Origin of the sequence: Paenibacillus silagei (assembly GCF_017874735.1) — a bacterium.
GTDB lineage: Bacteria > Bacillota > Bacilli > Paenibacillales > Paenibacillaceae > Paenibacillus_AQ > Paenibacillus_AQ silagei.
Window position 1 is genome coordinate 1 of sequence record NZ_JAGGLV010000031.1, and the last position, 26,097, is coordinate 26,097.

Here is a 26,097-nt window from a genome sequence, read left to right on the forward strand (position 1 = left end):
GGCATGCCGCCAGCGTTCGTCCTGAGCCAGGATCAAACTCTCCAAATTGGTATTTAGAAAGAGCGATTGCTCATTTTGAAACATCTGACGAGAATGGTTACATTCTCTAATTTTGGATCTCGCCGAAGCGATCTCCGATACTCACTCGTTGTTCAGTTTTCAAAGATCAAGCTCGTTGTCAATGTCGATTAGCTCGTCACCAGCAACTTTTATAATATAACATGGATCAGACAACTATGCAACTATTATTTCAAAAGTTCTTGCTGAAGCAATACCATCAGCTCTTCCGCAGTATCCCAAACCAGAGGACGTATCTCCTGAAGATGGATCCTTAATGTATCTGCCTCATCGCTTCTGACTGTCCAGATTACCGGAATGTTCAGCCCAAGCGCATAGCCCGCTGCCAGATACACCTCAGATGACTGGCCTGTGAGGTCCGCAATAACCAGCTTACTGTCCGCCACAGGCTCCAGCGAATTCGCAGCTTCGTTCTTGCTGGCAAGCAAACGGGGGAAATAGCCCAACTGCTCGATTTTGGCCCACAGCTTGTCCTGCCACTCCGCCTGCAGCTTCTCATCATCCGGCAGAAGAACGGTGCATTGCTGTAAGGTCCGGCCTCCTGAGGCAGCCACTGCTTCCTCCCACCCCAGGGAGGTCAATGTGAAATTCATACCTTCCCGGACTAACAGATTCTCACCTTGCAGCCTGTCAATAATATAGACCAGCTCCTGCAGATTGGGAGAGTATGTCAGATTGTAGCTGCGGGACAGGGGATGAATCACTACGGGCTCCCCGGGGCCACTACAATGCCTATATAGATACTGCAACAGCCGTTCACCTTTATTCTCAGCCGTTACCGGAATACCCGGGGCATTCACAATATCCTCCAGATCGCCGAACGCAAGGATCACCTTCTCGCCACAATCCGTCTTTTCGCGGATATAACCTGAGATCAGATGCAGCATGTCCCGCTTCTGTTGGAACGGGAGCGCAAGAATTGATTCATAGCTGTCTCTAAGCAGGCCGTAGCTTCCGCCAGGAGAGCAGGAGCAGTCGATATACTGATCGTACTCACCGTCTGCTGTAATGCGGACAATCTGATCGCAGAATGCACAATGTTTCTTTTGCATAATTATCACCTCTTCAGAATAGCAGTCCCCCTACCTTACCAAGAATGTATTGAAAAGTGGACCGGAAATTCCTTCCTCCCCGACAGCTTGACATGCCTGATTTCGGAATTATGCCAAGGAGATTGCCGAAGCGGAGCATGCGGAGTTCACCACATTTTAATTAAACTGCCAGCAGCTCAAGCTTAGATTGCCATACTGATAACTCCGGTGAAGCAGCTGCGCATTACGCCCCGGGTCTCCCGCTCCCATAGCGATGAACAGCGGAATAAAGTGCTCACTCGTCGGGACCGCCATCTCCGCATAAGGAGCAAGCTCCTCGTATTGGAACAGCGCTTCTGTATCCCATGCTCCCACCTTCTCCTGAATCCAGTGATCGAACTGCTCGGCCCACCCGTTGACCTCCTCCGAATTCCAGTTCAACCTCCGCAGATTATGAACGGTTCCGCCGCTGGCGATGATAAGCACATCCTGTTCACGCAGCGCCGCCAGTGCCTTGCCGATCTCATACTGCTGCGCATTAGGCAGATCACGATTCACAGACATCGCCACGACCGGAATATCCGCCTCCGGATAGAGCAGCTTCAGCACTGCCCATGCGCCGTGGTCGAGCCCTCTTTGTTCATCCCTGACATTCTTCACACCACCCGCGGTCAAAAGCTTCTGAATCTGCTCCACGAGAGCCGGATCACCATGTGCGGGATACGTCATCTGGTACAGCTCGTCCTGGAATCCGCCAAAGTCATAAATGGTATCATACGTTGCCGCCGCGCCCACGGACTGCACGGGTTCCTCCCAATGCGCTGAGAAGAGAACGATGGCTTTCGGTTTGGGCATATGGTCCTTGAACTCTTTTAACAGCTTGGTGTAGGCATTATCTTCAAGAACGATAGATGGAGCTCCGTGTGCAAAAAAATAGGAAGGCATCATAGTCAATCACTCCTTATTAATGGTTAATCCGGCATCCTGCTTGAGCCATTGCAAGAAATCACGCTGGTTCTCTTCAGTTACGCCATGGTCGGACGGATAGAGTCTGAAGGTCAACCGTTCGGTTTGCCCCTTCAGATAGGCGGCAGTCTCATGTCCAATGCTCACCGGGAACACCGAATCGTATTCACCATGCGAAGCGAAGACAGACACGTTCTTAAGGCTACGGAGCTTATACTCCATTTTCACAAATTCAGGAATATATCCATTCAGTGCGACAATCCCCTTCAGCTGATCTCCCATCGTAAGCGCAAGCGTCATAGACAGAATGGCCCCTTGGCTGAAGCCGAGCAAATAACGTTTGTCCGGATCGATCGGATACTGCTGCGTTGCATAGTGAATGAAGGTCTCAAGATCGCTGACAGCTTGGTCAAACATCTCGCGGATAGGGTTGCCCAGGCTTTTCAAATCATAATATTGATACCCCATACCCAGTGGCAGATTCCCGCGAACCCCGATAATAATGAACTCCTTAGCCAGCGGGGCCACCAGACCGAACATATTGCGCTCATCAGAGCCTTTGCCGTGAAAAGTAAAGATCACCGGGTATTTCCTGCCCTGCTCCAGCCCATCCGGTAGGTGAACATCATATGAATACTTAGGATTCATCTTATTTTCCTCCATAACTGAAGATTATCACTTGAATATTAGTTATAATAATATATTTTCTATATGAGTAATTTATCGCAATGCACATTGACTTGTCAACAATAAAATTGTTAATATGAAAATAAGTTTAGTATTACAAATATTATAGAGGTGTGATCCTATGGATATCGGCGCTACAATACGGGCAATCCGCAAGCGGAAAAATATCACCATCGCGCAAATCTGCGACACTACCGGCCTCTCCCAAGGCTTCATGAGCCAGGTCGAAACCAATAAGACCTCCCCTTCCATCGCTACACTGGAGAATATCGCCCAGGCTCTGAAGGTTCCTCTTGCTTATTTGCTGCTCAAAAAAGAAGAACGCATGCAGATTGTCCGCAAGGATGAACGGAGAATCACCACCAGCGGCGCAGCCGAGCTAAAGGTCGAACACCTCAGCTCCACTCAGAACGTCCGGATGTCAATCGTCGAGTTCCCTCCCGGTGCCATGATTGGAGATGCCCCCCATGCACATGAAGGACAGGAGGTCCATGTTGTCATTAAAGGAACCATCTATGCGCAGCAAGGGGAAGATGGAGCTGAATTTACTGAGGGTGATTCCTTTAGCTGGAATGCCTGCACCCCCCATTCCGTCAAAAATACGGGAGAGGACACCGCGATTGTGCTAATCTCCATCTACACTGAAAGCGAAAACGGACAGGATGTCCTCTGAACAATCAAAAGCCCGTACTCTGGCCGGATAGGCGGAGTGCGGGCTTTTATTCACATATTCGCTATCTCATTATATTCAGCATGCTTCTCAATCTCCGTCACGATCATCTGCTGATTAATCTCTTGAATCTTATAGGCCTTGGCCTGTTCTCTGGAAGAGATCACTTTATACCCATCATCTTTATAAATAATGGCACAGTGATTCTCAATGGCTATGCCTGTTGTATTCATTCCCTTAACCATCTCCAAAAAATCTGTCTCGCGGTTGTCTTCATTATAATGAGGACAGTGAATCCCTGGTAAGATCCCCATCGCCTTCAATTTGATATAGATCCATTTCCCTTCATTATCGAACGCCTCTGAGTCACTATGACCGTATTCGTACCAGCAGATCGAACCCGCACTCATCCCTGACAACACAACCCCCGAGTCGTACGCTTGCTTCAGCAAAATATCCACACCATGCTCCCGCCAAATGTCCAGCATCTTCCTCGTATTACCGCCACCCACATAGATTAAATCGGCGGATAAGATCATATCTTCTATTTCTTCTGGTGCATATGTATTTTTCGCCAGCAGCAAATGCTTAATCTCACACCCCAACCGGTCACCATATACTAATTGAAAAGAGTCACAATACCCTTCGGCATCCATGCTGGCTGTAGGAATGAACAACGCTTTGGGATTCTTTTTGTTCGTTAGATCTACAATCGTTTGATCGATTGCCAAAGTCTCCAATTCGCTAATCTCTCCTCCGCCAATCGCCACAATAATCCCCATCTTCATCACTCCTATTTATAATATTGAAGCAAAAAAAGAATACAAAAAAGTCCCGGATGCATTACGTCTTATTCAGACATACCGGGACTGACTTTGTTGTGAAAGTTATATAGGTTGGTTAAGATAATTCCCCCGCTGCCGCATCCCCTCAAACAGCAGGATCGTCGCGGCCATCGCGGCGTTCAGCGATTCGGCACGGCCAGCCATGGGGATCAGGATGCTTTTGTCGACTAGACGGGCTGTCCCGGGCGAGATGCCTTGGCCTTCGCTGCCAATCAGCAACCACTGGCTGCCGTGAAAATCATGGGTGTAGCAGGAATCCTCCGCCGTCAGAGAGGTGCTGACCAGCAGCGCACCACGCTCCCGCGCCTGCGGCAGAATCGTGCCGAGCTCTCCCTCCACTACCGGGAGATGGAACATTGAGCCCATCGTAGACCGGATGGTCTTCGGATTGAAGAGGTCGGCGCAGCCTTGGCCGAGAATCACGCCGTCCGCACCGGCCGCATCCGCGCTGCGGATGATGGTGCCCACATTGCCGGGGTCCTGGACCCCGTCCAGCACCACAACCAGGCTGTCCGGCTTCGCCAGAATGGCCTCTATCCCCTTCTGCTCCTTCCGCACAATGGCGAACACCGGCTGCGGTGTGCCTGTGCTGCTGCACTTGGCAACCACCGCTGCCGACACGCCGATGACCTCCATACCCTGCACCGCCTGAAGCAGCGGCTTCAATTCAGACGGCATTCCTTTATCGAGGTCAAAGGCCAGGCATTCCACATCCGCTTCCGCCTGCAGCGCCTCCTGCACGAGATGAATGCCTTCTACGATATATTTACCGGACTTGTCGCGGTGCTTCTTCTCCTGCAGTCCGGCCCATTCCTTCACCCGCGTGTTCTGCGGCGACATAATTTCCATAGGGTCCTACCTTTCTGATGCTTACAGATTCCTATTGATAAGCCATTTCCAGCTTCGTCAGATTATCCTTCCGTCCGACAATGACAAGGACATCTCCATCGGTCAGGCGGTCCTCCGCTCTGGGGGATATATTCATTTCCTCGCCCTGACGGATCGCCATAACATTGCACCCATATTTGGCGCGTATGTCAAGCTCCTGCAGGTTCTTGCCCAGCATCGGTCCTGAGACCTTCATGTCGAGAATGCTGTACTCCGGTGACAGCTCGATGTAATCGAGGATGTTCGGAGAAGCGAGATGATGCGCCACCCGCATCCCCATGTCCCGCTCCGGGTAGATCACCTTATCTGCTCCGATTTTACCCAGCACCTTGCCGTGCAGCTCACTTTTGGCTTTGGCGATAATGGCAGGTACGCCCAGATCCTTCAAGATCAGCGTTGTCAGAATGCTGGCCTGAATATCCTCCCCGATGGCGACTACCACCACATCGAAGTTACGGATGCCAAGCGCACGCAGCGCCTCTTCATCCGTGGAGTCTGCAGATACGGCATGGGTCACAATATTGGAGATTTCCTGGGTGCGCTGTTCATCCGCATCAATGGCCAGCACCTCATAGCCCATCCCGCTGAGCGCCTTGGCCACACTTGAGCCGAAGCGGCCCATGCCGATGATCGCATACTGTTTTTTTGCCATTAAGCCTTGTCCCTCCCGCCCATATAATACATCTCACACAGTATAGCATAAGCCGTTATAAACTTGAATGTTCAGCGCTCCCGTAGGGCACCTTATAAGAAGGCTGCTTACCTGACTAAGCCCCTGCTTTCGAAGTCAGTTTTGCGATGCTGATTCAGAAAGCAGATGCTCACAAAACTTTAAGGAGGCCGATTATGCCAGTCACCCTTGATTTGCGCCAGGCCATCATTCACAAGGTGCACGGCCAGTCCGAAGAAGGTCTGCGGGAGGTTATTGAGAATTCCGTGGACGGGCCGGAAGCCGCGCTTCCCGGACTGGGTGTCGTCTTTGAGATGATCTGGAAGGACCTCGACCCTGCGAAGCAGGACCGGGTTCTCTCTATGCTGCACAGACATCTGGACAAGCTTACCCCAGGGTCCATCACCTCCTAGAGGAGGCCCATCCCGTCAAAAACCTCCGCACCCTACCGTGCTGCTGCACAGGTGGAGCCGGAGGTTTTTTTATAGCCTAATCGTACATATGCTTAACTGTTCATCTTACTTCTATTACACCCATCAAGGTGCAGTCTCCAGGAACTTCGCGGTCGGATTCTTCTCCATCGCGGTCCGCATAGCGTATTCGTTCTCGAACAGCACTACGTAATTACCCTTTTTGTCTGTAACCAGAGTGGAGTTGATCCGGAACTTGCTGGCATCCGGCTTGTTCTCATCCACGATCCAGCGTGCGAACTGGTAGCTCATGCGCTGAAGCTGCACATCCACGCCATACTCACCCTTCATGCGGTATTCGAACACCTCGAACTGCAGTTGTCCGACTACACCCAGCAGAATATCGTCGAAGTTGACGGTACGGAACACCTGGATCATACCCTCTTCGGTCAGCTGGTCGATCCCCTTCTGGAATTGCTTCGACTTCAGTGCATTCTTGATGGTGACTTTGGAGAAAATCTCCGGCGAAAAGGTCGGCAGCTCATCGAATTCGATATCTCCGGCCTGACTGAGCGTGTCGCCAATCCGGAAGATGCCCGGGTCGAACAGACCGATAATATCCCCCGGATACGCCTCTTCAACAATGTCCCGGTCCTGGGCAAGGAACTGCTGCGGCTGGGACAGCTTGATGTCTTTGCCGGCACGTACATGCTTCACACTCATCCCGCGCTCGAACTTGCCGGACACGATACGCAGGAAAGCGATACGGTCACGGTGTGCGGGATTCATGTTCGCCTGAATTTTGAATACATAGCCGGTGAATTTCTCATTCGTCGGTTCTACAGCACCTGCTGTACTGCGGCGTGGTTCAGGCTTCGGCGCAAGCTCCAGGAAATTATCCAGGAACGTCTGCACACCGAAGTTGTTGATAGCACTGCCGAAGAATACCGGAGTAATCTCCCCGCGCAGCACCTTCTCATAGTCAAAAGGATCGCCCGCTACATCCAGCAGCTCCAGATCCGCGCATAGCTGATCATGCAGGTACTCCCCCGCCATCTCACGGATAATCGGGTCGCGGTAGCTCTCCACCTTCTGAACTTTAATTACGGAATGGTCATCGCCCTGGAACAGCTCAACCTGATTCTTCATCCGGTCATAGACGCCGCACAGCTCACGCCCCATCCCAATCGGCCAGTTCATCGGCACCGAGCGGATGCCCAGCACATTCTCCAGCTCCTCCATCAGATCAAACGGGCTGCGGCCTTCGCGGTCCAGCTTATTAATGAAGGTGAAGATCGGAATGCCGCGCTTCGCGCAGACCTGGAACAGCTTGATGGTCTGTGTCTCCACACCCTTGGCTACGTCGATCAGCATGACCGCGCTATCAGCCGCAGTGAGCGTACGATAGGTGTCTTCACTGAAATCCTGGTGACCCGGAGTATCCAGAATATTCACCCGGTGGTCCAGGTAATCAAATTGCATCACAGAGGACGTAACCGAGATTCCGCGCTGCTTCTCAATTTCCATCCAGTCACTGGTGGCGTGCTTGCTTGCCTTACGGGCTTTGACTGTACCTGCCAGACGGATGGCACCTCCGAAGAGCAGCAGTTTCTCGGTCAGTGTAGTTTTACCCGCATCCGGGTGGGAAATAATCGCAAAGGTTCTGCGTTTGTCGACTTCACTCTGAAGCTTATGGTCCGTTGCTTTATTCATTGCACATATCCCTTCATCTATAAATTCATGCGTACTTCTGCCTCTATTACCGGATCAATCAAATCGGACTATTCATGGATTCAGATCCTTTCCTTAGAGAATCAACAGAGAATCAACGTCTATTTCTTGAACGTAACGTTTACCATGTATAGGATCATCTATAGCGCTAGGCTTAGAAATCTTTATGTTGAAAGCATCCTTCTCAGTATAGCAAAATCCGGCAGAGATTATCTACAAAAAAGCGCCTGTAGTGAAATATCTTGTAATATAAATTCACGATTCAGCAAAAAGATCCCCCCGCAGGCGAGATGCAGGAGGATCTGTAACAGTTCTTCTTCAGGGACTAGCGGTTAACCTGCCAGACCACATTGTCTTCATCCTGGCCGTTGACCGGCCACCAGTGGAAGCCTTCTCCGGCAAGCAATTGGTCGGCTTCAACCGGACCCCAGGAGCCCGCAGGATAGGAAGCCAAGTCGTTGCTCTCTTCCTTCCACGCCTTGGCAATCCGGTCCACGAAGGACCAGGCCGAGGACACTTCATCCCAGCGGGTGAAGTAGGTGGAATCGCCGCGTGCAGCATCATGCAACAGACGCTCATACGCCTCCGGCGAGTTGATGCCGATCATGCAGCTCTGGCAGAAATCCATAGCCAGCGGCTGAATCTCGGATTCCGAGCCCGGCTTCTTCGCATTGATCTTCACGTAGATGCCTTCCATCGGATTGACGCGGATGACGAGCAGGTTCGGCTCGAGCTTGTGCTTCTGGCCCAAGTAGACGTTGGTCGGCATTCCTTTGAATTCTACAACCACTTCGGTGGTCTTCACAGGCAGGCGTTTGCCGGTACGGATATAGAAAGGAACTCCAGCCCAGCGGAAGTTATCCACGAACACACGGGCTGCGAAATACGTCTCTGTATTCGATTCCGGGTCCACTTTGTCTTCCTGGCGGTAAGCCGGAAGCGTCTTGCCCTTGTAGAGACCTTGAGTGTATTGGCCGCGGACTACGTTCTCGCGAACTTCATCAGCGGTCGCGTAAGGACGCAGCGAACGTAGAACCTTCACCTTCTCATCACGGATATCTTCAGCCAGCAGACGGCTAGGCGGTTCCATAGCGATCATCGTCAGCAGCTGCAAAATATGGTTCTGGCCCATATCGCGCAGCGCCCCCGCATGATCGTAATACCCGCCGCGTTCTTCCACGCCCACCGTCTCGCCGAGTGTAATCTGAATGTTGGCGATATGCTTGTTGTTCCACAATGGCTCAAAGAAGGCATTGGCGAACCGGATCACTTCAATATTCTGAACCATTTCCTTACCCAGGTAGTGGTCAATCCGGTAGATCTCCTCTTCCTTGAAGACTTGGCGGATTTGTTCGTTCAGTTCCTCAGCGGATTCGAGATTATAGCCGAACGGCTTCTCGATGACCAGACGGTTCCAGCCTCTGGCCTGCAGCATCCCGCCAGCCTTCAGGTTGAAGGATACGCTGCCGAACAGCTCAGGCGCAAGCGCCAGATAGAACATACGGTTGCCCGGAATTTGGAACTTCTCTTCCAGCCGCTCCGTCTGCTCATTCAGCTCACGGAAGCCGTCAATATTATTGATGTCGAGTGACTTGTATTCAAAATGCTGTACGAACTCGTTCCATTCCGCAGCATCTCCTGCCTGATAACGGCAGAACTCGCGGATGGATTCTTTCACATCTTCCCGGAATTCATCCTGGGTGCGGGGACGCCGAGCCACGCCAATGACCGCAAAATCTTGGGTCAGCTTGCCTTCACGGTACAAACTGTAAATCGCCGGAAAAAGCTTACGCCGGGCCAGATCTCCGGTGGCACCGAAGATAAAGAATACAGCACCGGGTGTATGCAGTGCATCAAGGGTTTGATTTTCAGCCATGGCTCCTCATCTCTCTGTATGTAATATAGTTGACATTCATTCTCATCGCCTGGTATGAAACAACATACGACTATAGGCGTGATGTCATTTTATCATAATTGCACGGAGGATGCCATCACATTCCTGACAGTTTTTCTCGGGATTTCGCACTTTTCCATTACTCTTTCTTATGCCTCCACTGGATTACGCTTATATTAAGTCATTTAACCTCAGTATTCGATTGTAATTAATGGCATTCCAAGGGTTATCCGGTTCACGTCTGCATTGACGTTCTTGTGAACTGCCAGCTGGAGGGCCAGGCTGTGGCTACCGCTGCTGACTGTGCGCTGAAGACCCGGCACACTATACGAATGACTGGATGTAGAGATATCGGTGTAGCTCTCCTCTGCCTGAATACCGGGAAGCTCCGCAGCCATTAACTGCTCCGTAGCAAGGAGTGCTGCCTGCGTTCCGCCCTGCTCCTTCGCTGGTGCCTGCAGCGAAGCATTCCACTCCGCAGCAATTCCCGCCTGCAGCATCGCCTCTCCGGCGTCCGCCGCTGCGGCCGGCAGCTCCGGGGAGCCCAGAAGATCAGCCGTCTCCAGCGTAACAATACAGTAGCTGCGGCCGCCGCCAAGCTCACTCCAGAACAGGGACAGCTGTGTACCGCCACTGAGCTGCGCGGCAGAACGCCAGACCCGGTGCCCATCATCATCTGCGCTGCTAATTCCATCCAGTCCAAGCCTAGTGGCAAGGTGCTGTACGGCAACCTCATCAGTCTCTTCGCCGCTGTATTCCCCCTGCCATTTCAATACGAGCCGGAGCGGCGCGCCGGGAGCGGAGGCCTGTCCGCCCAGGGTGGTCAGCAGGGCAAGGGATTCCTGAAGCTCTCCGGCAGCTGTAGAAGCATCAGCACTCTGTACACCGCTTCTTCCTGCGGGTTCCGCGCTTCGGAATCCGCTCAGGAGCATCAGCGCACATATCCCTGCCAGCACCAACACCAGTATCCCCTTACTCTGCCCTTTATTCCCCACTTCGCATCTCCCTCTCAACCGATCTAGTAATCTACTAGACAGGTTATCCAATTTCAGAGAAAGATATACGAACGCATGCAAAAACACTTCCAAGATCGTCCGGGCGGACTCGCTTGAAAGTGCTCCATGGCTTCCATAGACCGTGCTTACTCCGCCAGTCCATTCTTATATGCATAAATAGCCGCCTGAGTCCGGTCTTCAACCCCCAGCTTGGCAAGAACATTCGTGACATGGAATTTCACCGTCTTGATTCCAATAATTAATTGATCAGCAATATCCTGGTTGGATTTACCCTGAGCTAACAGCTTCAGTACTTCCATCTCGCGTTCGGTAAGCTCTTTGTAAGCCGGTGCCTCTCCTCTTGCATTGGAACGGAACCGGTTCATCATCTTGGACGCCACCTGCGACTCCAGCACGGACTGGCCTCTTGCGGCTGCCCGGATCGCATCTGCAACTTCGCTGGCCCGTGAGGTCTTGAGCAGGTAACTGAAGGCTCCCGCTTCAATCACCGGATACATCTTCTCATCATCCAAATAACTGGTCAACACAATCACCTTGCAATCCGGGTACAGCTTCAGCAGCTGTCTAGTCGTCTCGATTCCGTCCATGCCGTCCATCACCAGATCCATCAGCACCACATCCGGCGTATACTCCTGGGCCAGACGGATGCCCTCCTCGCCGCTTCCCGCTTCGCCGACGACTTCAATGCCATCCTCGGTGCCAAGCACCGCAGCAAGTCCGATCCGGACCATCTCATGATCGTCTACAAGCAGGACCTTGATTGCATTATCTTCTTCTATCTCCATCGTTACACCTGCCCCCTATTCATTGACTACCGGTACGGTAATATCAATCCGCATGCCTTTGCCGGGAGCAGTGATGAACTGGATCGAGCCCCCGATCTCTGTAATCCGCTCCTGCATATTCGACAGACCGTAAGAGGTCTGCTTGCTGTCATCCATCTCGAACCCGATTCCATCATCGCGCAGCGTGAGCCGGACGGTATCACCCCGGCGGTGCAGGCGGATCTCCATCTTCTCCGCTTTGGCATGGCGGAGCGTATTGGAGATAGCCTCCTGCACAATACGGAACAAATGATTCTCCACGCCCTTCAGCAGCTCTACTCCCTGATCCATCTCGAACAGAATATCAATCGGCACCTTGATCTTCAGTTCCTTAATCAGCTCCTGCAGACCTTCTTCCAGCCCCTTACCTTCCAGGTACACCGGTCTCAGGTGCAGCAGCAGCGCCCTCATCTCGGACTGGGCTACTGCAGACATCTCCTCGATCAGCGCGATTTGCCGCTGTGCCTTGTCGAAGTCCTTCTCCAGCGTCCGACCTACTGCCGTTGCCGTCATCGAGATGGCGAACAGCTGCTGCGATACCGCATCATGCAGCTCCCGTGCCAGCCGCTGCCGTTCCTCGATGATTGCCGTGACCCGGGCCTGCTCGGCAAGCTTCGCGTTATTGGTGGAGAGCCGTTGCAGCGTATTCACCTGATTCTCCCACTTGCCACTGATCCGCCCTAGCTGTTCCCCGAGCCGCCCCAGCTCATCGTTGCCCAGGTCCGGCATAGCCGGGGTCAGATTGCCTTTCTCCCAGGCGACCAAGGTAGCCCGCAGTAATTCCAGCTTGCGCTTGCTGCGGAAGCCCTGATAGAAGCCGTACCCGATTCCGAAAGCCATCGGCAGCAGAATCAGCGTCAATCCTGTCCTTATGCCAATCCGCCAATCCTCGAACGGCCGTAGTAGCCCATATGTATACATAATATATGTAATAACGAGCAGCATGAACAAAGAGAACAGAGCTCCCTCACCCATACTGCGCGTTACCATATTACTGCTTTTTTTGTCCATGCCGGGAGCTCTCCCTTCTCTCTTGGCCCTAACATACTCTTAGGGGAAGCGTATGTCCAGATCCCCCATCAGATAAGAAATGTTAAACTTCACTTTATGCTCGCAGCTGTCATAGTTAGGTGACTTCCAGTTCAGCCGGTTCAGCATCCCCGTATCGCGGTTACTGCCGGACTCAATCGAGCCGAACAGTACGAATGCCTCAATCTCCACTCCGTAATCCTCAGACAGCAGAATGTCCACATCGCCAAAAATCCCCTGATACAGCATAATCGTCTCCTGCTCTTCCGCCATGGCCAGTGAAAGATCCACATCCACCTCGCCCAGCACATGCCAGGCGCTCAGACTGCGCATCACCCACGGCGAGAGATCCCAGTCGAATCTGGAAGAAAAGCTTTGCTTCTGCACAAACCCCGCCTTGCGCTGCATTCTTTTCGATTTGACAAAGAACATCCCCAGCGAAAGCAGGCAGATGCCAAGCACCAGCAGCAAATGATCCAGCAACAGCAGGACTGCTCCGACTCCCATTAGCTTATAACCTTGCTTGACCTTGCCCGACGTCGTCTGGTAGATTCCCAGCAGCAGGAACAGGAGTGCGACAATGGAGAAGAAGCCGATCCATTTGCCAAATATCATCAAGCAGCCTACACCAATCAATCCGATGGCAATCAAACGGTTCCGTTTATCCATTTCCGCACCTCCTGCACAGCATATCAATTCTTATATTTGAAGCAAAACTGACCTCGTAAGCATTAGCTGAAGTATCGCGAAGCTACATCTTCAACATACTGCATCCGCTACAAAAGCCATACCGGTATGGAGAATCCATACCGTATGGCTTTACCTTGATCAGCATATCATATCCGGCTGCTCTTTAGGAACAGGGATTATTGTTCTTTTTTATTCAAAGGAGGGGCTGCAGGAGTTGAGTTCAGCTTGTTCTTGAGTGCGGCAAGCTGCTCCTCCACTTTCAGTTCCTTCTCAGGATCTACCGGCTTAGCATATGCGGTTGCCGAAGGGCTATACGGAGCGCGCATCACATCTGCTTCCGCTTCGAGCTGCATGATCTTTTCTTCCATGCGGTGGAAGCCAAGGGAGGCACTTCCGCTTTCGATGGAATGTACGCTGCTGATCTGGGACATTTGCTTCTTGGCCTTAGCCATCTGAGCGCGGGATACCAGTTCATTGCGTTTGTTGCGCATTTTGTAGAACTCATCCTTCATATCATGAAGCTGCTGCACCAGTTCCTTGGCCTGTACTTCAGCCTGTGCGTGAAGCTCGCCATACTCGGTAAACTTCTGGTCGAAGTAGATTTTCTCTTCCAGCAGCTTGCGGGTAACTTCCTCTTGCCCGTTCTTCAGCGCAAGCTCAGCCTGTGCAGCACGTTGTCCGGCAACCTTGGCAGCTTCGTCCACACGCTGTTTCATACGGCGTTCATTAGCCATCTGCTTCGCTACCGTTACTTCAGCCTCATGAATCTCAGCCTCCATATCACGCAGATACTGATTCAGCATCACAATCGGGTCCTCTACCTTATCCAACATATCATTTACCGACGCCTTAGTCATATCTTTAATCCGTTTGAATACTCCCATAATTTACACTTCTCCCTTCTCGTATTTAGCAAGTTTTTGTTTGAGCTCTTCCACTTCTTTTTGCAGTGCCTTCTTCTCGATATCCTTCATCATGGCATCCAGGCCGGAATCAGGAGCCGCATGAGCGCCTGCCTTCTCATAACCGGGATTGTAGCCCGGCTGTCCGCCATAGGGGCCATATCCCTGAGGTTCTTGGTGAGGAGCCTGTGGTCCGCGGCCATATTCAGGTCCGCCGGAGTAGGGTCCGCCGTACGGGCCGCCCGGGCCAGGTCCGGGACCGAAGGGATTGTACTGGTTAGGCTCCTTGGCAATCACCATTGCTGCGATAAAGTATACGAGGATTGTAGCTCCACCGCTAAATGGAATACTGATCACCAGCAGAATCCGGAACAGGGTAGAGTCAATGCCGAGAGTCTCGGACAATCCGCCTGCCAGCCCAGTCATTACTTTGTCTCTTGTTGAACGATACAATCGGGTCATACTACTACTCCTTTCTGCCATCATTGTTCAGCTTCTCCTTTAGACGGGCCATTTCTCTTTCGAGTACGGTTGCCACGGTCTCTCCGGCCTGCACCGCATATTCCTGTCCCATCCGGCGCAAGTCGCTCAGGCTTTTGGCTTCTAGCTCCCAGTCGTTCATCTTGTCTTCCAGACGGCCGAACATTTTGGGAACATCTCCGCCGCCATAAGCACCGGCTCTTTGATTCATGCGCTGCTGCAGCCGCAGCGACTCCATCCGTGCTGCATAGAACTGGCGTTTGCTGTATACCGTCTGATACTCCATTTTGAGCTCGTTCAGCTGGGATTCCAGTTCGAAAAGTGATTGCTGGCTCGTCTCCAGCAGCCCGCTGTATTGCTCCAGCTTTTCCTCGTGGATAATTTTCTCCTGCAATGCCAGCTTGGCCAGATGATCTTCGCCTGCCTTGAGTGCGAGGAGCGCCTGCTCTTCACGTTTGTTCCTCATGGCGGTGGCCTGATTCACCTGCTGCTGCAATTGCTTCGTATGAGAAGCGTACTGCTGGTACAGCCGTTCGGCCTCCCCGATCTCTTCACGGGTTGAATGTAGAAATTGATCAATCAGCTTCACCGGATCTTGGCTCTGCTCCAGTCGTTCATTCAAGTTGGCTACGGTGATGTCCCTCATTCTGCGAAAAACACTCATGATTTCCTGCTCCCTCCCTGCTTCTTAATAAGTATGGACAGTGTGTATTAGTATGTTCTGCTTTGTTTGCCCCTGAGTACCGAGATGCCCCACACTACCAGAGCAATACCCAGCAGCGGACCGATAATCCAGGAAAGCTTGGAGATCAGGGACATGACACCGATGAACAGCACCACCCAGCCGATAATCTTGCGGCCGCTCTTAATTCCATAGTATCCGAGCACAACCAGCACTGCCGGGAACAGGATACCGAAGATTCCTGAAATCAAGTGAGGCAGAATGCCAAGCAGCATTACCGCTCCGATTACAATCAGCGCAATCGCAAGTCCGTTACCTTTGTTTCTTTGCATTTGTTATCACCGCCTTTCGCTGCTCTCTTTCTTATACCCTTATTCTAGGGCAATCCCGCATCTTTCAAAACAGACTGTGGACGGTTTTATGTACTGGACCTTAGTCGGGGATGGTTGCAGGACTGGGGGCGGCTGGGTGATGCCCGTCCGTGGAAAGGCTGCATGCACATGGGATAAAGACCAAAAAGCCGGATGCTCTGTCAGAGTACCGGCTGTTGATGAGTATAGGATAAGGTCATTATTTGTTGAAGGCTTGCGCAGCAAGGCTATCCAGAATCTCCTCACTGAGGAACGGGGCGAGGGGCAGGAGCGCTTTAACGCCTTCTTTTGTAGAAATAGCTACAGCTAGTTGGTCTAGTTGTTCGTCGCTTATATATGGAGCGAGCTCCACCAGTGCATGCAGACCATCCGTGGCATATACCAGCTTAGCCAGCTCGTCCATTGCTTCGTCGCTGACAAATGGGGCAAGCTCCACCAGTGCCTTCAGACCTTCTGCGGCATATACGAGCTTGCCCAGTTTGTCCAATGCTTCATCACTGACAAAAGGGGCCAGCTTCAGCAGGGGCTCCACCCCTTCCCTTTCAAATACCTGCTTGGCGCACTTATCCAGGGTCTCTTCGCTTAAGAATGGAGCCAGTGCCAACAGATCGTCTACTGCCGCCTCCTCCTTCACATGCTCAAATGCTTCGCCGATCTGTTCATTTTGCAGTAATGGCGCAAGGTCCGAAAGCTCTCGAGCCGTTCCTTCCCCCCGTTGAAAATAATCTGTGCCGCCATGCCCCAGTACGCTCTCGATCATGCAGGAGCCCTGTCCTTGTCCTTCTCCGAGGATCTCGTCGATTCCCACATCAAAGATTTCTGCCAGCTGCGGAAGCTTGGAGATATCCGGCATACTGTTGCCTCTCTCCCAATTACTCACCGCCTGATAACTGATGCCCAGCTTGTCCGCGAGCCCCATTTGAGTCAAACTGGCTAGACCTCTCAATCTAACGATATTCCGGCCTACCTTTAACATATCAAACATACTTACCACTCCTTCGGCTAAGATGCTCTCAGTGTACCGACTGCTGCTGCGGTTGTATATCAAGCGCTGCTTGAGTAGCCGCCGGCTGTGGCTTACTTCGGAAAAGAGTCACCAAAACCACAGCCCCGATAATGATCACGGCAGCGATCAGGGTGTTCAAGGTAAGCTGTTCGCCTACCAGCAGCCAGCCAAGCAGCACAGCGACTACCGGATTAACGAAGGCATACGTGGAGACGAGGGTAGCGTCAGCATTCTTAAGCAGCCAGATATAGGCTGTGTAGCCGACAATGGAGCCGAAGGTGATCAGGTAGGCCAGAGCCAGGTACGAGCGCATAGAAATGCCGGAGAGTTCAATCCTGGACCAGTCGCCGGTAAAATAAGAGAATATCACCAGCAGCGCGCCTCCCGTTAGCATCTGCGCAGCTGTCGACATCAAGGGTGAACCTGGCATGGTTGCGCTTCGGGAGTACATAGACCCTGCCGCCCAGCTTATGGAAGCTGCCAGCAAGGTAATAATGCCAATCATATCGGTAGCGGTACCGCCCTCTCCCTTCCCCGGCTGGAAGACCAGCACGGCGATGCCGAGCAGTCCAAGAACAATTCCTGCGATGACTCCGGTATTCGGCCGTTTGCCGCCGCGTCCAAGCCAGCCCATCAGCATCATCCAGACAGGCACCGCCGCTACGATGAGCGAAGCGATGGAGGAAGAGACTCTTTGCTCTGACCAGGCTACTACCCCGTTGCCCCCAAGCAGCAGCAAGGCACCTACAATCGCGGAGGATCGCCATTCACGCCCGGCCGGACGCTTCGCTCCGCTTACTCTGGCAATGAGGTACAGGACCACACCTGCCGTGAAAAAGCGGACCCCTGCCATCAGAAAGGGCGGCATCGTCTCGATGGCAATCTTCATGCCTACATAGGTGCCTCCCCAAAATAAATAAACAAATAAGAGTGCTATTCCCACCACATATAACTGATTCATTTTCCCCTTATGCTTCAAGCCGCGTCATCCCTTTTCCCTAAAAACAGGTTTATGAGGGGTCTCCCGTTCTATCATTTATAAGAACATCCCCTGGGCAACATTATAGCATGATCTCTCCCCGTACATTGACTAATCGTTAGAGTATCTCAATGTTAGCGGCTGGTTCTCGTCAAGCCCTACTTTCTCAACATCTCCCTCTTCAATAGTATTATTAATAAAAAGTTTCCAGTGCTTCTCTTTATCATTTTTAATATCACCTACCTTAATTATTTGTCCTTTCTGATCTTTTTCGATTAGCATCCCCTGTTCAGCATTGTCTGAAATGGCCTGAAGTGCTTTCCAGACTGTGGGGTTATCATCAATAATCTTAACGGTTTGAAGAAACAAAATATCATCTTCATTATAAATGACTACATTAACTTTTGTTTCCACATCTCCTTGACCTGTGTATTTTACGCCATGATACTCAGGAGAAATCCCATCCCCCTTTTTACTTCCGCATGCTGTTAACGATAATGCAATAACCATTACCACAACTAATATACTGTAAACGGTTTTTGTAGAATTCACTTTAGGTTGAAACACTATTATTTCCCCCTCCAAGATTATATTAAACTATTTGCTGTCCCTCGCTCATTCACTAAACCGGATTCGTTCCATCAAGCTCTCCTTGCTTAAGCGCCACTGCATGTAGAAGGTAGTCCCTATTTGAACTGTGAAATAGGCGAATAATAGGGTTAGCATGGCTGTCATTGGCAGTTGATATTGGACATAGGCGGCGGATTGCTTGAAAATTTCAACACTATAATATCCTACTGGTATACCCAGTGAAAAAGTGAACAACAGACTGATTAGGATCACCATTAAGCCTTCACTGCCTAATTGTAAAATCAGCTGACTCCGCGACAGTCCAATAGCTTCAATTAAGCTAATTTCCCGCTTTCTAGAATTCATACTCGTTAAATTGGAATTTATTAAATTAAATATGCTAATAATCATTAATGCTGAAATAAGACCATTAGCCGCCAATTGAAGCACTTTCTTCATTCCATTGAACTCTTGATATATTTCTTGAAAAGAAGTGAATGTTATTCTTCGATCGGCATTTGCAATCCCTTTGAGAGTTTGCTCTACCTTCCCTTGTTGGCCTTGATCGACTAAAACACTAATCTGCTTAATACGTTGATCTAAACCCAATCGTTTGAACAAATCCTGATGAGCAATAAGAACTCCCCCTTCTGAAGAATCACCTTTATAAGTAACATAGTTAGGCAAAACACCGACAATAGTGAATTCACGTTCTTTCTTTCCTTCTCCGTACTGAGCCATCCGAATTTTATCACCCACTTTGTACCTTCCATCTTCCGCGACCGCAATGAGATTATCACCATTTCTCAGTTCTGTAAGCATAGAATCATCTTTCCCGAGCATCTTGAGTGTATTTTTCATTAAGGCATCATCGTAAGCATAAATATCCGTTCGAATTTCCGGGTTTTTCATACTCGCCATGTCCTTGAGATGAAGGTTTGCATCTTGTTTGTTATAGATCAAGACATCATACATTTCTGTTAATACTGTCTTGACACCAGTAATAGCATCTACTTGGTTTATAACTTTGTTATTTAACAGATCTAGGTTTACATCAGTTCCACGGTAAGCAGCAGTACTTAATTTATAATCCCCAGGCACCATACTTCCAGCCATATTATTAATATTAATACTACTAAGAATACTCCCAGTGACCACGAAAATAAGTCCTGTCAGGGTAATCGATGTTATGGTAACCCAAGTGCGTTTACGGTATCGGATCAATTGTGCCAATACCAAGGTGAACCCGCTAAATGAATTTTTGAATTTTTTTTTGGTCTTATGCCTTTTCTTTCCTAAATCTTCAGCGGGATTGTAACGAATAGCTGCAATCTCCGTAATTCCTCCTACTTTTTTAGCAGGAATATAAACAGAAAATACAACGAGAATCAGACCTGTAATTAAAGCAATACAAGCAATGTTAGGAGACAGTTGAACATATAATTCGGAGCTACCACTAGCCGTATTTCCTAAGAAGGGAATAAATGCTGCACTTCCCCCTACCCCCAGCAAAAGCCCCATAAAACTCCCAACCAGCGAAATCATAAGTCCTTCCGTAAGAATCATCTTTCGCAGTTGATTAGGAGTCATTCCTATTGCTTTCATCATCCCAAATAAACGGATCTGTTCTGATATATATATATTGAATATGTTATAAATAACCATGGCTGCACTAATTATAATTACAAACACAACAATGGTTACTTTCAGAATAGATAACGGATTCTGCTCATATGCGCCATTGTAACGTTCATTTATTTGTATTTGATCATCTTTTAGCTGAGAGCCCTCACCAATTTTGTGAGCCGTAGATGAAGCATTAAAGTCTGAATTCAAAAGAGCAAATAAAACAACATCCGGGTTAGGACTATATTGCCTGGAAAGGTTTTGAGAAATAAACATTAGACCAGCTCTAACCGTTTTACGTACGGCGATATCATCAATAATGCCAACTAGCTTAAATTTTTTTGTTATATGTTCTGTTTCCCCTGCATTCATAACTTGCAAATTCAATGGAATTACTACTCCTATGTTAGGAGAAAAGCCAAGTTCCTCAATTACCCATTTATCCAATACAATTTCGTCGTCAGCGACCGGAGCCCTCCCTTGCATTAATTGAATCAGTCCTTCATTAATTCCCTCTATATAACTTATAGCCATATTAATATTCAATTTTTCAAACGTGTCCGACTTAACATTTTTACTGATATAGGAGACATAGTGCTTTTTTATCTTCGGATTATTCTCAATAGCTTGTTGCTGCTCCGGCAACAAATGCTCATACTGCACATGATAGGCACCTAACTCATTAATCGCTTCTCGCTTGCTCCTCTGGTCGTCAGAGTAAAAATAAGTCAGCACCACAAAAATTAAGGCTACGGCTAAAGCGACTGTACCTACAGTCAATAATGTCCGGCTTTTGTGATGACGTAGATTTTTCAGGGATACACTGTGAACAGTAATTGTATTTTTCATCCTTCTACCTCTACTGCAATGGAACCGTCCACCACTCGAACAGTCCGACCTGCAAGCTTAGCCACTTCGTCATTATGCGTTACAACAATCAAAGTCTGGTTATATTTCTCTACGGATAAACGCAGCAAATCCAAAACGTTGTTGCTAGAACGGCTATCGAGATTTCCTGTGGGTTCATCTGCGAGCACAATAGCTGGTCTAGCTGCCAATGCACGGGCAATTGCCACCCTTTGCTGCTGGCCGCCAGACAATACTGTGGGCAGACTGGCCCGCTTTTCATAGATCCCCAAAGTATTTAAAATATCTTCAATATAGCTAACATCTGCTTTCTTCCCATCCAGCCCAATGGGTAAAATGATGTTCTCCCACACATTAAGTGAGGGCACCAAATTAAAAGCCTGAAACACAAATCCAATCTGGCGACGGCGAAACACGGCTAGTTGACTCATTGGCAATGTATAAATGGAAGTCCCATTTATGATGACCTCACCGCTTGTAGGCGCATCCAACCCCCCAATGATGTGCATTAATGTGCTTTTTCCTGCACCAGACTGCCCAACAATAGAAATAAACTCACCTTTCGCCACTGAGAAATCAACATTGTGGATTGCCTTCACTTGACCTTCTCCACTGCCATAATATTTACATAACTTCTTTCCTTCCAGAATCATATCGGCGCCTCCCTTTATACGTGGATACAAAAATATCCTCCCCTAAGTGGTTCTCTAGGAAAGGATATCCAATAGTTATCTATTATTTATCAACTTTGGTGCAGCAAAATCGAAACTTTCACACAGGCGCCACCTGACTTATTGTTCGTTAGCTGAATACTGCCCCCTTGCTTCTCAGCCAGTACCTTGCAAATATTCAACCCCATGCCATAATGGCTCTCCTCAGCTTCCGCCTTGCTTGTATAAAATGGCGTGGTAGCAAGCTTCAGATCCTGGCTTGAGAACCCTTTGCCATCATCATTAACTGTAATCGAAAAAAATCCTTTAACAAATTCAAAACGTACAGAAATCGTCTGACTTGCATAACGAAGCGAATTGGCAATCATATTTTCGTATATCCTGGTAACCATTCCTGTATCAATGTTCAACGATTGTTCAGCGATTTGATTTTCAAATGATAATTCCAATGAATGTTCCCGTGCCAGAAATTCAGCCAAACTGCTTAGTTGTTTCAAAAAAACGGAAACCTCTACTTGGGTCCATGCTACCGAGATATCTTCGAGTTTTTGGGCCTCGCCCATAATTTGCACATAATTCTCCAGCCGTAATATATGTATACTCATGGTTGTTATGGTATCCAGTAGCTTCTCCTTGCTTATTTTATCTTCTGGCAGATATCTATTTAAAAAATCCGCGTAACCTCTTAATACTGTCAGCGGTGTCCGGAGATCATGTGAAAAAGCTGCATTCAACTGTTTTCTGTCCTCTATAGAACGCCACATCTGACGGTTGTTATCCTCCAAAGCAGCTCTCATGCTCTCAAAAGACCTGCACAGCTGCCCCATTTCATCTTCGTTATATTGCGGAATATGAAAATCCAAGTCATTATTGGATATTTTAGCAGAAGCTTCGCGCAAAATCTCAATCGGTTGTTTGAGCTTATTGTGGTAAAACAACAAAGAAGCCGCCAGGGTAGCTAGCCCAAAAAATATCAAAATGGACCAGGAGTCCAGAAAACTGCATAACTTAATAATCTGTTCATCTGTATAAGAATAATCTGTATTAAAGTCCTTCATGTTATAGATAATGGCTGGATTCTCAATGTCCGCTGAGGTGTAAGAGTCGTTATACTTCAGAAACATATTATTACGTATCTGGCCTGCCCCAGTAATAGTAATCACACTAAGGAGTCCGGCAATAAGGACAAATACAAGCATATAGATCATAAATGTCACCCTAATGGATAAGTTACGCCAACCTTTTATTACCCTACCCATTTATAGCCCACACCCCATACTGTTGAAATGTATATGTGATCACTAACCTCATTAAATTTAGACCGAATTCTTCTGATATGCTCTGCAACAACGATGCTATCCCCTTCATGATCCAGACCCCAGACTTTTTCATAGATATGTTCTTTATCAAAGACTTGACCGCTGTTCATGGACAACAACTCAATAATACCAAATTCTTTCTTGGCAAAAGAAAGTGCGCGTCCTTTGTAATACACCCCTCTGGCGGAGTAGTCGATCACTAAATCATCTGAAAATCTGGTTTGTGTCTTAACAGAATGTCTTCGTTCACGGCGCAGATGTGCCTCTACCCTAGCTCCAAGCTCATCAATGCTGAACGGCTTGACAATATAATCATCCCCGCCCACTCGAAAGCCATTAATTTTATCTGACTCTTCCACTTGCGCAGTCAGGAATATAATAGGGCAGGATACGAAATCCCGTATACGAGTGCACACCTCAAGACCATCAATCTCCGGCATATTAATATCCAGTATAATAATGCCTGGATTATACGCTACTTTGCGTAATGCCTCCCCGCCGCTCCGCGCAGTTAAGACCTTATAACCATTTATCTCAAAATAATCTTTCAGCAGATTAACTATATCCGCCTCATCATCAACAATAAGAATTTGATTATTCATAGCTCATAATCCGCCTTCCTCGCCGGTACTTCCCCGTTCCCCGCCGAATATCGCTCCTTCCGCAAGCCCCGACACGAACCGCTGCAGCCAGGCATAGTACTCGGCCGCGTGCTCCAGCTTCTCCAAGTCTCTGAGGCAGGCCTGCCGCTCCTCTTCGGGTGTGTCTGCTGCATAGGCCAGTGCCTGGAGGTCGGGGACCGCAGCTCCCATCGCTTCCTGCATGACATCGATCTCCCGCTGAAGCTTCAGGGTGAAGAAGTTCCGGAAGGCCTCGAAGAAGTCCGTCTCCGCTGCGTACAGCTCCTTCCGCTCACGCTTCTCCGGAAGCTTCGTGACCATCCGGGAGGCGATCAGAGAGCGGACTCCGTAGCTCATATTGCTTTTACTCATATTCATGACCTGCTTCATTTCCTCAAGCGTCATCGGCTTGTCCTCGAAGAACATCACCCCATACAGCTGCCCGAAGGAATAATTCGCTCCATATAAATCCATGGTCTGGGCTATGGCATCGATCACCGGGCCAAGCAGCTGCTCCCGGGGCGAACGGTGCGGATGTTCCTCGCCGAATGCGGCCTGCTTCATCAGGTGGCACCTCATTTTCACATAGAATCGTTCTCTCTACCTTACACAATACCGCAGCTTTACCGCAATCATCCTACAAATTTTACACAAAATCCGACCGGGCTTTACCCCCGCTTGACCACAAGCCTGCCTCATGAGTGTACAATTTTTTTTGAACAGAGGAGCTGTCCTCTGCATTATACCGCATCAACCATTATGAATGAAATGGAGAATATGGACGAAAATGACACATTCAAAATTATTCAGCGGCTTGAAGCCCGTGCTGTTCACTCTGCCGGCCATGATCCCTTTCGCCGTATTCTGGCTCGCGCCGCTGCTGTATGTGCTGTATCTCAGCTTCACGGAATGGGATTTCATGAGCCCGGAGAAAACCTTTGTCGGCTGGCAGAATTATACCGATCTGCTCAGTAACCCCGCTTTTTACAAAGCGCTGAGGGTGACCGTTCTCTTCTGCCTCGGCAGTGTGCTGCCGGTGATCCTGCTCGGACTGGGTCTGGCCCTCCTCATGAACAGAAAGCTGAAGGGCTCAGCCCTCTACCAGATCCTGCTGTTCTCGCCTTGGGTGACGCCGACCGTCGCTGTGTCTATCGTCTGGTCCTGGATTTATCAGCCTGAAGCCGGGCTTGCCAATGCGGTGCTGAACTTCTTCGGCCTGGATTCCATCGGCTGGCTGCAGGACCCCAAATGGGCATTAACCGGCGTCCTGCTGGTCACGATTTGGAAGTCGGTCGGCTGGGCAATGATCTTCTATCTGGTGGCGCTGCGCAATGTACCTTCCGACCTGCTGGAAGCCGGGGAGCTGGACGGGGCAAGCCCGGTGCAGAAGTTTCTGCGGATTACATGGCCGCTGATCTCGCCGACTACTCTTTTCTTATTCGTGGTGCAGTTAGTCTCGGCACTTCAGGCCTATGACCAGATTAATGTCCTAACCCAGGGCGGCCCGTCCGGCTCCACCCGCACTCTGCTCTATCTGTATTATCAGTCCGCCTTCGAATCGTTCCAGATCGGAGAGGCTTCTTCCGTAGCTGTCGTTCTGGTCTTGATCTGCATGCTGCTGTCGGTCCTCTCCTTCGGGATCAGCAAGCGGACCACTCATTATCAATAGAAGCTATCCCATCCACTCCTAAGGAGGTCTCACCGCTTGCCTATATTCACACGTATCAGCGGGCTGGTTCGCCAGATTTTTTTCGCCACGCTTGCTCTTCTGATGGCCTTCCCGTTCTATTGGATGGTTACGAGTGCCCTCAAGACCAATGATGAGATCTGGCGCTCCCCGCCCACACTCTGGCCTGAGGTGCCGCTGTGGGGCAACTTCGCCGCTGCCTGGAACGAGGCGCCGTTCGCCAGATATATGGGTAACAGTATCTTCGTCGCTGTCTCCATTGTCCTCCTGCAGACAATCAATTCCGGGATGATGGCTTATGCGCTGACGCATATGAAATTCCGCCTGAAGGGCGTTTTTGCCGGAGTGATTCTGTTCGGTTATATGGTTCCTGCAACGGCAGTCTACCTGCCCGGATACCTGGTCCTCTCCGAGTTACACTTGCTGAACTCCTATGCGGGCCTGATTCTCTCCAACTGTGTGAGTATCTTCTCGATCTTCCTTATTAGGCAGGCCTTCCTTCAAGTCTCGCATGAGCTGGTGGAGGCCGGTGAAGTGGACGGTGCCTCGCATATGCGGATTCTATGGACGATCCTTGTGCCGGTCACAAGATCCTCATTCGCTGTACTGGCGCTGATTACCTTCATTGACCAGTACAACAATTACTTCTGGCCGATGCTCATTACGAAGGACCCCAGCCTGCAGCTGGTCTCGGCCGGTCTGCGCAGCTTTTTCGTGGAAGGAGGTGCTTACGGACTGAAATGGCCGCTCATCATGGCCGCCAGCGCCTTCACGATTGCCCCGCTGCTGCTAGTCTTCCTGCTGGCGCAGAAAACGATAATGCAAAGTGTCAACATGACCGCAGGCTCAAGTAAAGGCTAAACCCTAAACTTCAATACCCAAGAGGAG

The 26,097-nt window shown here is 49.8% G+C and carries 28 protein-coding genes; 4 read left to right on the forward strand and 24 right to left on the reverse strand.

Going from position 1 to position 26,097, the window contains the following annotated elements:
* Positions 1-245: 245 nt before the first annotated feature.
* From J2Z70_RS29390 to J2Z70_RS29400, 3 genes are all read right to left on the reverse strand, one after another.
* Positions 246-1,130: a hypothetical protein gene (locus J2Z70_RS29390; RefSeq protein WP_209878903.1), complete on the reverse strand. Its 885-nt coding sequence runs from the start codon at positions 1,128-1,130 to the stop codon at positions 246-248.
* Between the two features lie 156 nt (positions 1,131-1,286).
* Positions 1,287-2,057, reverse strand: a complete 771-nt coding sequence (locus J2Z70_RS29395; RefSeq protein WP_209878905.1) for a dioxygenase family protein — start codon at positions 2,055-2,057, stop codon at positions 1,287-1,289.
* Positions 2,058-2,063: 6 nt separating this feature from the next.
* Entirely contained in the window at positions 2,064-2,723 is a 660-nt protein-coding gene (locus J2Z70_RS29400; RefSeq protein ID WP_209878907.1) for an alpha/beta hydrolase, read from the reverse strand.
* Positions 2,724-2,883: 160 nt separating this feature from the next.
* On the opposite strand from J2Z70_RS29400, the gene J2Z70_RS29405 reads away from it, so the two are divergent.
* Complete coding sequence (locus tag J2Z70_RS29405; RefSeq protein ID WP_209878909.1) at positions 2,884-3,435, forward strand: helix-turn-helix domain-containing protein; 552 nt, start codon at positions 2,884-2,886, stop codon at positions 3,433-3,435.
* 50 nt (positions 3,436-3,485) lie between these two features.
* Here J2Z70_RS29405 and J2Z70_RS29410 read toward each other — a convergent pair whose 3' ends face one another.
* The 3 genes from J2Z70_RS29410 to J2Z70_RS29420 all read right to left on the reverse strand — a co-directional run bounded on the left by J2Z70_RS29410 (position 3,486) and on the right by J2Z70_RS29420 (position 5,817).
* Entirely contained in the window at positions 3,486-4,214 is a 729-nt protein-coding gene (locus tag J2Z70_RS29410) for a Type 1 glutamine amidotransferase-like domain-containing protein (protein WP_209878911.1), read from the reverse strand.
* Between the two features lie 105 nt (positions 4,215-4,319).
* Positions 4,320-5,126 carry a TrmH family RNA methyltransferase gene (locus J2Z70_RS29415; protein WP_209878913.1) on the reverse strand — a complete coding sequence of 269 codons (807 nt, stop codon included), beginning with the start codon at positions 5,124-5,126 and terminating at the stop codon, positions 4,320-4,322.
* Between the two features lie 31 nt (positions 5,127-5,157).
* Positions 5,158-5,817, reverse strand: a complete 660-nt coding sequence (locus J2Z70_RS29420; protein ID WP_036700269.1) for a potassium channel family protein — start codon at positions 5,815-5,817, stop codon at positions 5,158-5,160.
* Positions 5,818-6,011: 194 nt separating this feature from the next.
* Between J2Z70_RS29420 and J2Z70_RS29425 the strand changes: the two genes are divergently transcribed.
* Positions 6,012-6,248 carry a small acid-soluble spore protein SspI gene (locus tag J2Z70_RS29425; RefSeq protein ID WP_036700271.1) on the forward strand — a complete coding sequence of 79 codons (237 nt, stop codon included), beginning with the start codon at positions 6,012-6,014 and terminating at the stop codon, positions 6,246-6,248.
* Positions 6,249-6,371: 123 nt separating this feature from the next.
* Here J2Z70_RS29425 and J2Z70_RS29430 read toward each other — a convergent pair whose 3' ends face one another.
* From J2Z70_RS29430 to J2Z70_RS29515, 18 genes are all read right to left on the reverse strand, one after another.
* Positions 6,372-7,958: a peptide chain release factor 3 gene (locus tag J2Z70_RS29430; RefSeq protein ID WP_076082003.1), complete on the reverse strand. Its 1,587-nt coding sequence runs from the start codon at positions 7,956-7,958 to the stop codon at positions 6,372-6,374.
* 343 nt (positions 7,959-8,301) lie between these two features.
* On the reverse strand, positions 8,302-9,852 hold the full coding sequence (zwf, locus tag J2Z70_RS29435; protein ID WP_209878916.1) for a glucose-6-phosphate dehydrogenase: 1,551 nt from the start codon (positions 9,850-9,852) through the stop codon (positions 8,302-8,304).
* A gap of 209 nt (positions 9,853-10,061) precedes the next feature.
* A complete protein-coding gene (locus tag J2Z70_RS29440; RefSeq protein WP_209878918.1) occupies positions 10,062-10,865 on the reverse strand; it encodes a hypothetical protein in 804 nt (267 codons plus the stop codon).
* 146 nt (positions 10,866-11,011) lie between these two features.
* On the reverse strand, positions 11,012-11,671 hold the full coding sequence (locus tag J2Z70_RS29445; RefSeq protein WP_036731152.1) for a response regulator: 660 nt from the start codon (positions 11,669-11,671) through the stop codon (positions 11,012-11,014).
* A gap of 15 nt (positions 11,672-11,686) precedes the next feature.
* A complete protein-coding gene (locus J2Z70_RS29450; RefSeq protein WP_036731150.1) occupies positions 11,687-12,721 on the reverse strand; it encodes a sensor histidine kinase in 1,035 nt (344 codons plus the stop codon).
* Between the two features lie 39 nt (positions 12,722-12,760).
* Positions 12,761-13,408, reverse strand: coding sequence for a cell wall-active antibiotics response protein LiaF (liaF, locus tag J2Z70_RS29455; protein ID WP_209878920.1), 648 nt, complete (start codon positions 13,406-13,408; stop codon positions 12,761-12,763).
* A 197-nt stretch (positions 13,409-13,605) separates the two neighbouring features.
* Complete coding sequence (locus J2Z70_RS29460) at positions 13,606-14,313, reverse strand: PspA/IM30 family protein (RefSeq protein WP_036731144.1); 708 nt, start codon at positions 14,311-14,313, stop codon at positions 13,606-13,608.
* A 3-nt stretch (positions 14,314-14,316) separates the two neighbouring features.
* The gene (locus tag J2Z70_RS29465) at positions 14,317-14,793 is read right to left on the reverse strand and encodes a PspC domain-containing protein (protein ID WP_209878922.1); all 477 of its coding nucleotides are present in this window, start codon (positions 14,791-14,793) and stop codon (positions 14,317-14,319) included.
* A 4-nt stretch (positions 14,794-14,797) separates the two neighbouring features.
* Complete coding sequence (locus J2Z70_RS29470) at positions 14,798-15,475, reverse strand: PspA/IM30 family protein (protein WP_036731140.1); 678 nt, start codon at positions 15,473-15,475, stop codon at positions 14,798-14,800.
* 47 nt (positions 15,476-15,522) lie between these two features.
* Complete coding sequence (locus J2Z70_RS29475) at positions 15,523-15,825, reverse strand: LiaF transmembrane domain-containing protein (RefSeq protein ID WP_036731138.1); 303 nt, start codon at positions 15,823-15,825, stop codon at positions 15,523-15,525.
* A 238-nt stretch (positions 15,826-16,063) separates the two neighbouring features.
* A complete protein-coding gene (locus J2Z70_RS29480) occupies positions 16,064-16,849 on the reverse strand; it encodes a helix-turn-helix domain-containing protein (protein WP_209878924.1) in 786 nt (261 codons plus the stop codon).
* 28 nt (positions 16,850-16,877) lie between these two features.
* Positions 16,878-17,831, reverse strand: a complete 954-nt coding sequence (locus J2Z70_RS29485; protein WP_209878926.1) for an EamA family transporter — start codon at positions 17,829-17,831, stop codon at positions 16,878-16,880.
* A 129-nt stretch (positions 17,832-17,960) separates the two neighbouring features.
* Positions 17,961-18,416 (reverse strand): hypothetical protein, encoded by a 456-nt coding sequence (locus tag J2Z70_RS29490; RefSeq protein ID WP_209878928.1) that lies wholly within the window; start codon positions 18,414-18,416, stop codon positions 17,961-17,963.
* 48 nt (positions 18,417-18,464) lie between these two features.
* Positions 18,465-20,894 (reverse strand): ABC transporter permease, encoded by a 2,430-nt coding sequence (locus J2Z70_RS29495; RefSeq protein WP_209878930.1) that lies wholly within the window; start codon positions 20,892-20,894, stop codon positions 18,465-18,467.
* On the reverse strand, positions 20,891-21,565 hold the full coding sequence (locus J2Z70_RS29500) for an ABC transporter ATP-binding protein (protein ID WP_036731124.1): 675 nt from the start codon (positions 21,563-21,565) through the stop codon (positions 20,891-20,893). Before J2Z70_RS29500 ends, J2Z70_RS29495 begins: the two co-directional genes overlap by 4 nt.
* A gap of 89 nt (positions 21,566-21,654) precedes the next feature.
* Positions 21,655-22,791, reverse strand: coding sequence for a HAMP domain-containing sensor histidine kinase (locus tag J2Z70_RS29505; RefSeq protein ID WP_209878932.1), 1,137 nt, complete (start codon positions 22,789-22,791; stop codon positions 21,655-21,657).
* A gap of 38 nt (positions 22,792-22,829) precedes the next feature.
* Positions 22,830-23,504 carry a response regulator transcription factor gene (locus J2Z70_RS29510; protein ID WP_209878934.1) on the reverse strand — a complete coding sequence of 225 codons (675 nt, stop codon included), beginning with the start codon at positions 23,502-23,504 and terminating at the stop codon, positions 22,830-22,832.
* Between the two features lie 3 nt (positions 23,505-23,507).
* Positions 23,508-24,086 (reverse strand): GbsR/MarR family transcriptional regulator, encoded by a 579-nt coding sequence (locus J2Z70_RS29515; protein ID WP_209878936.1) that lies wholly within the window; start codon positions 24,084-24,086, stop codon positions 23,508-23,510.
* 223 nt (positions 24,087-24,309) lie between these two features.
* Between J2Z70_RS29515 and J2Z70_RS29520 the strand changes: the two genes are divergently transcribed.
* The gene (locus tag J2Z70_RS29520) at positions 24,310-25,191 is read left to right on the forward strand and encodes a carbohydrate ABC transporter permease (RefSeq protein ID WP_245368620.1); all 882 of its coding nucleotides are present in this window, start codon (positions 24,310-24,312) and stop codon (positions 25,189-25,191) included.
* Between the two features lie 36 nt (positions 25,192-25,227).
* Positions 25,228-26,070, forward strand: a complete 843-nt coding sequence (locus J2Z70_RS29525; RefSeq protein WP_209878940.1) for a carbohydrate ABC transporter permease — start codon at positions 25,228-25,230, stop codon at positions 26,068-26,070.
* Positions 26,071-26,097 lie beyond the last annotated feature (27 nt).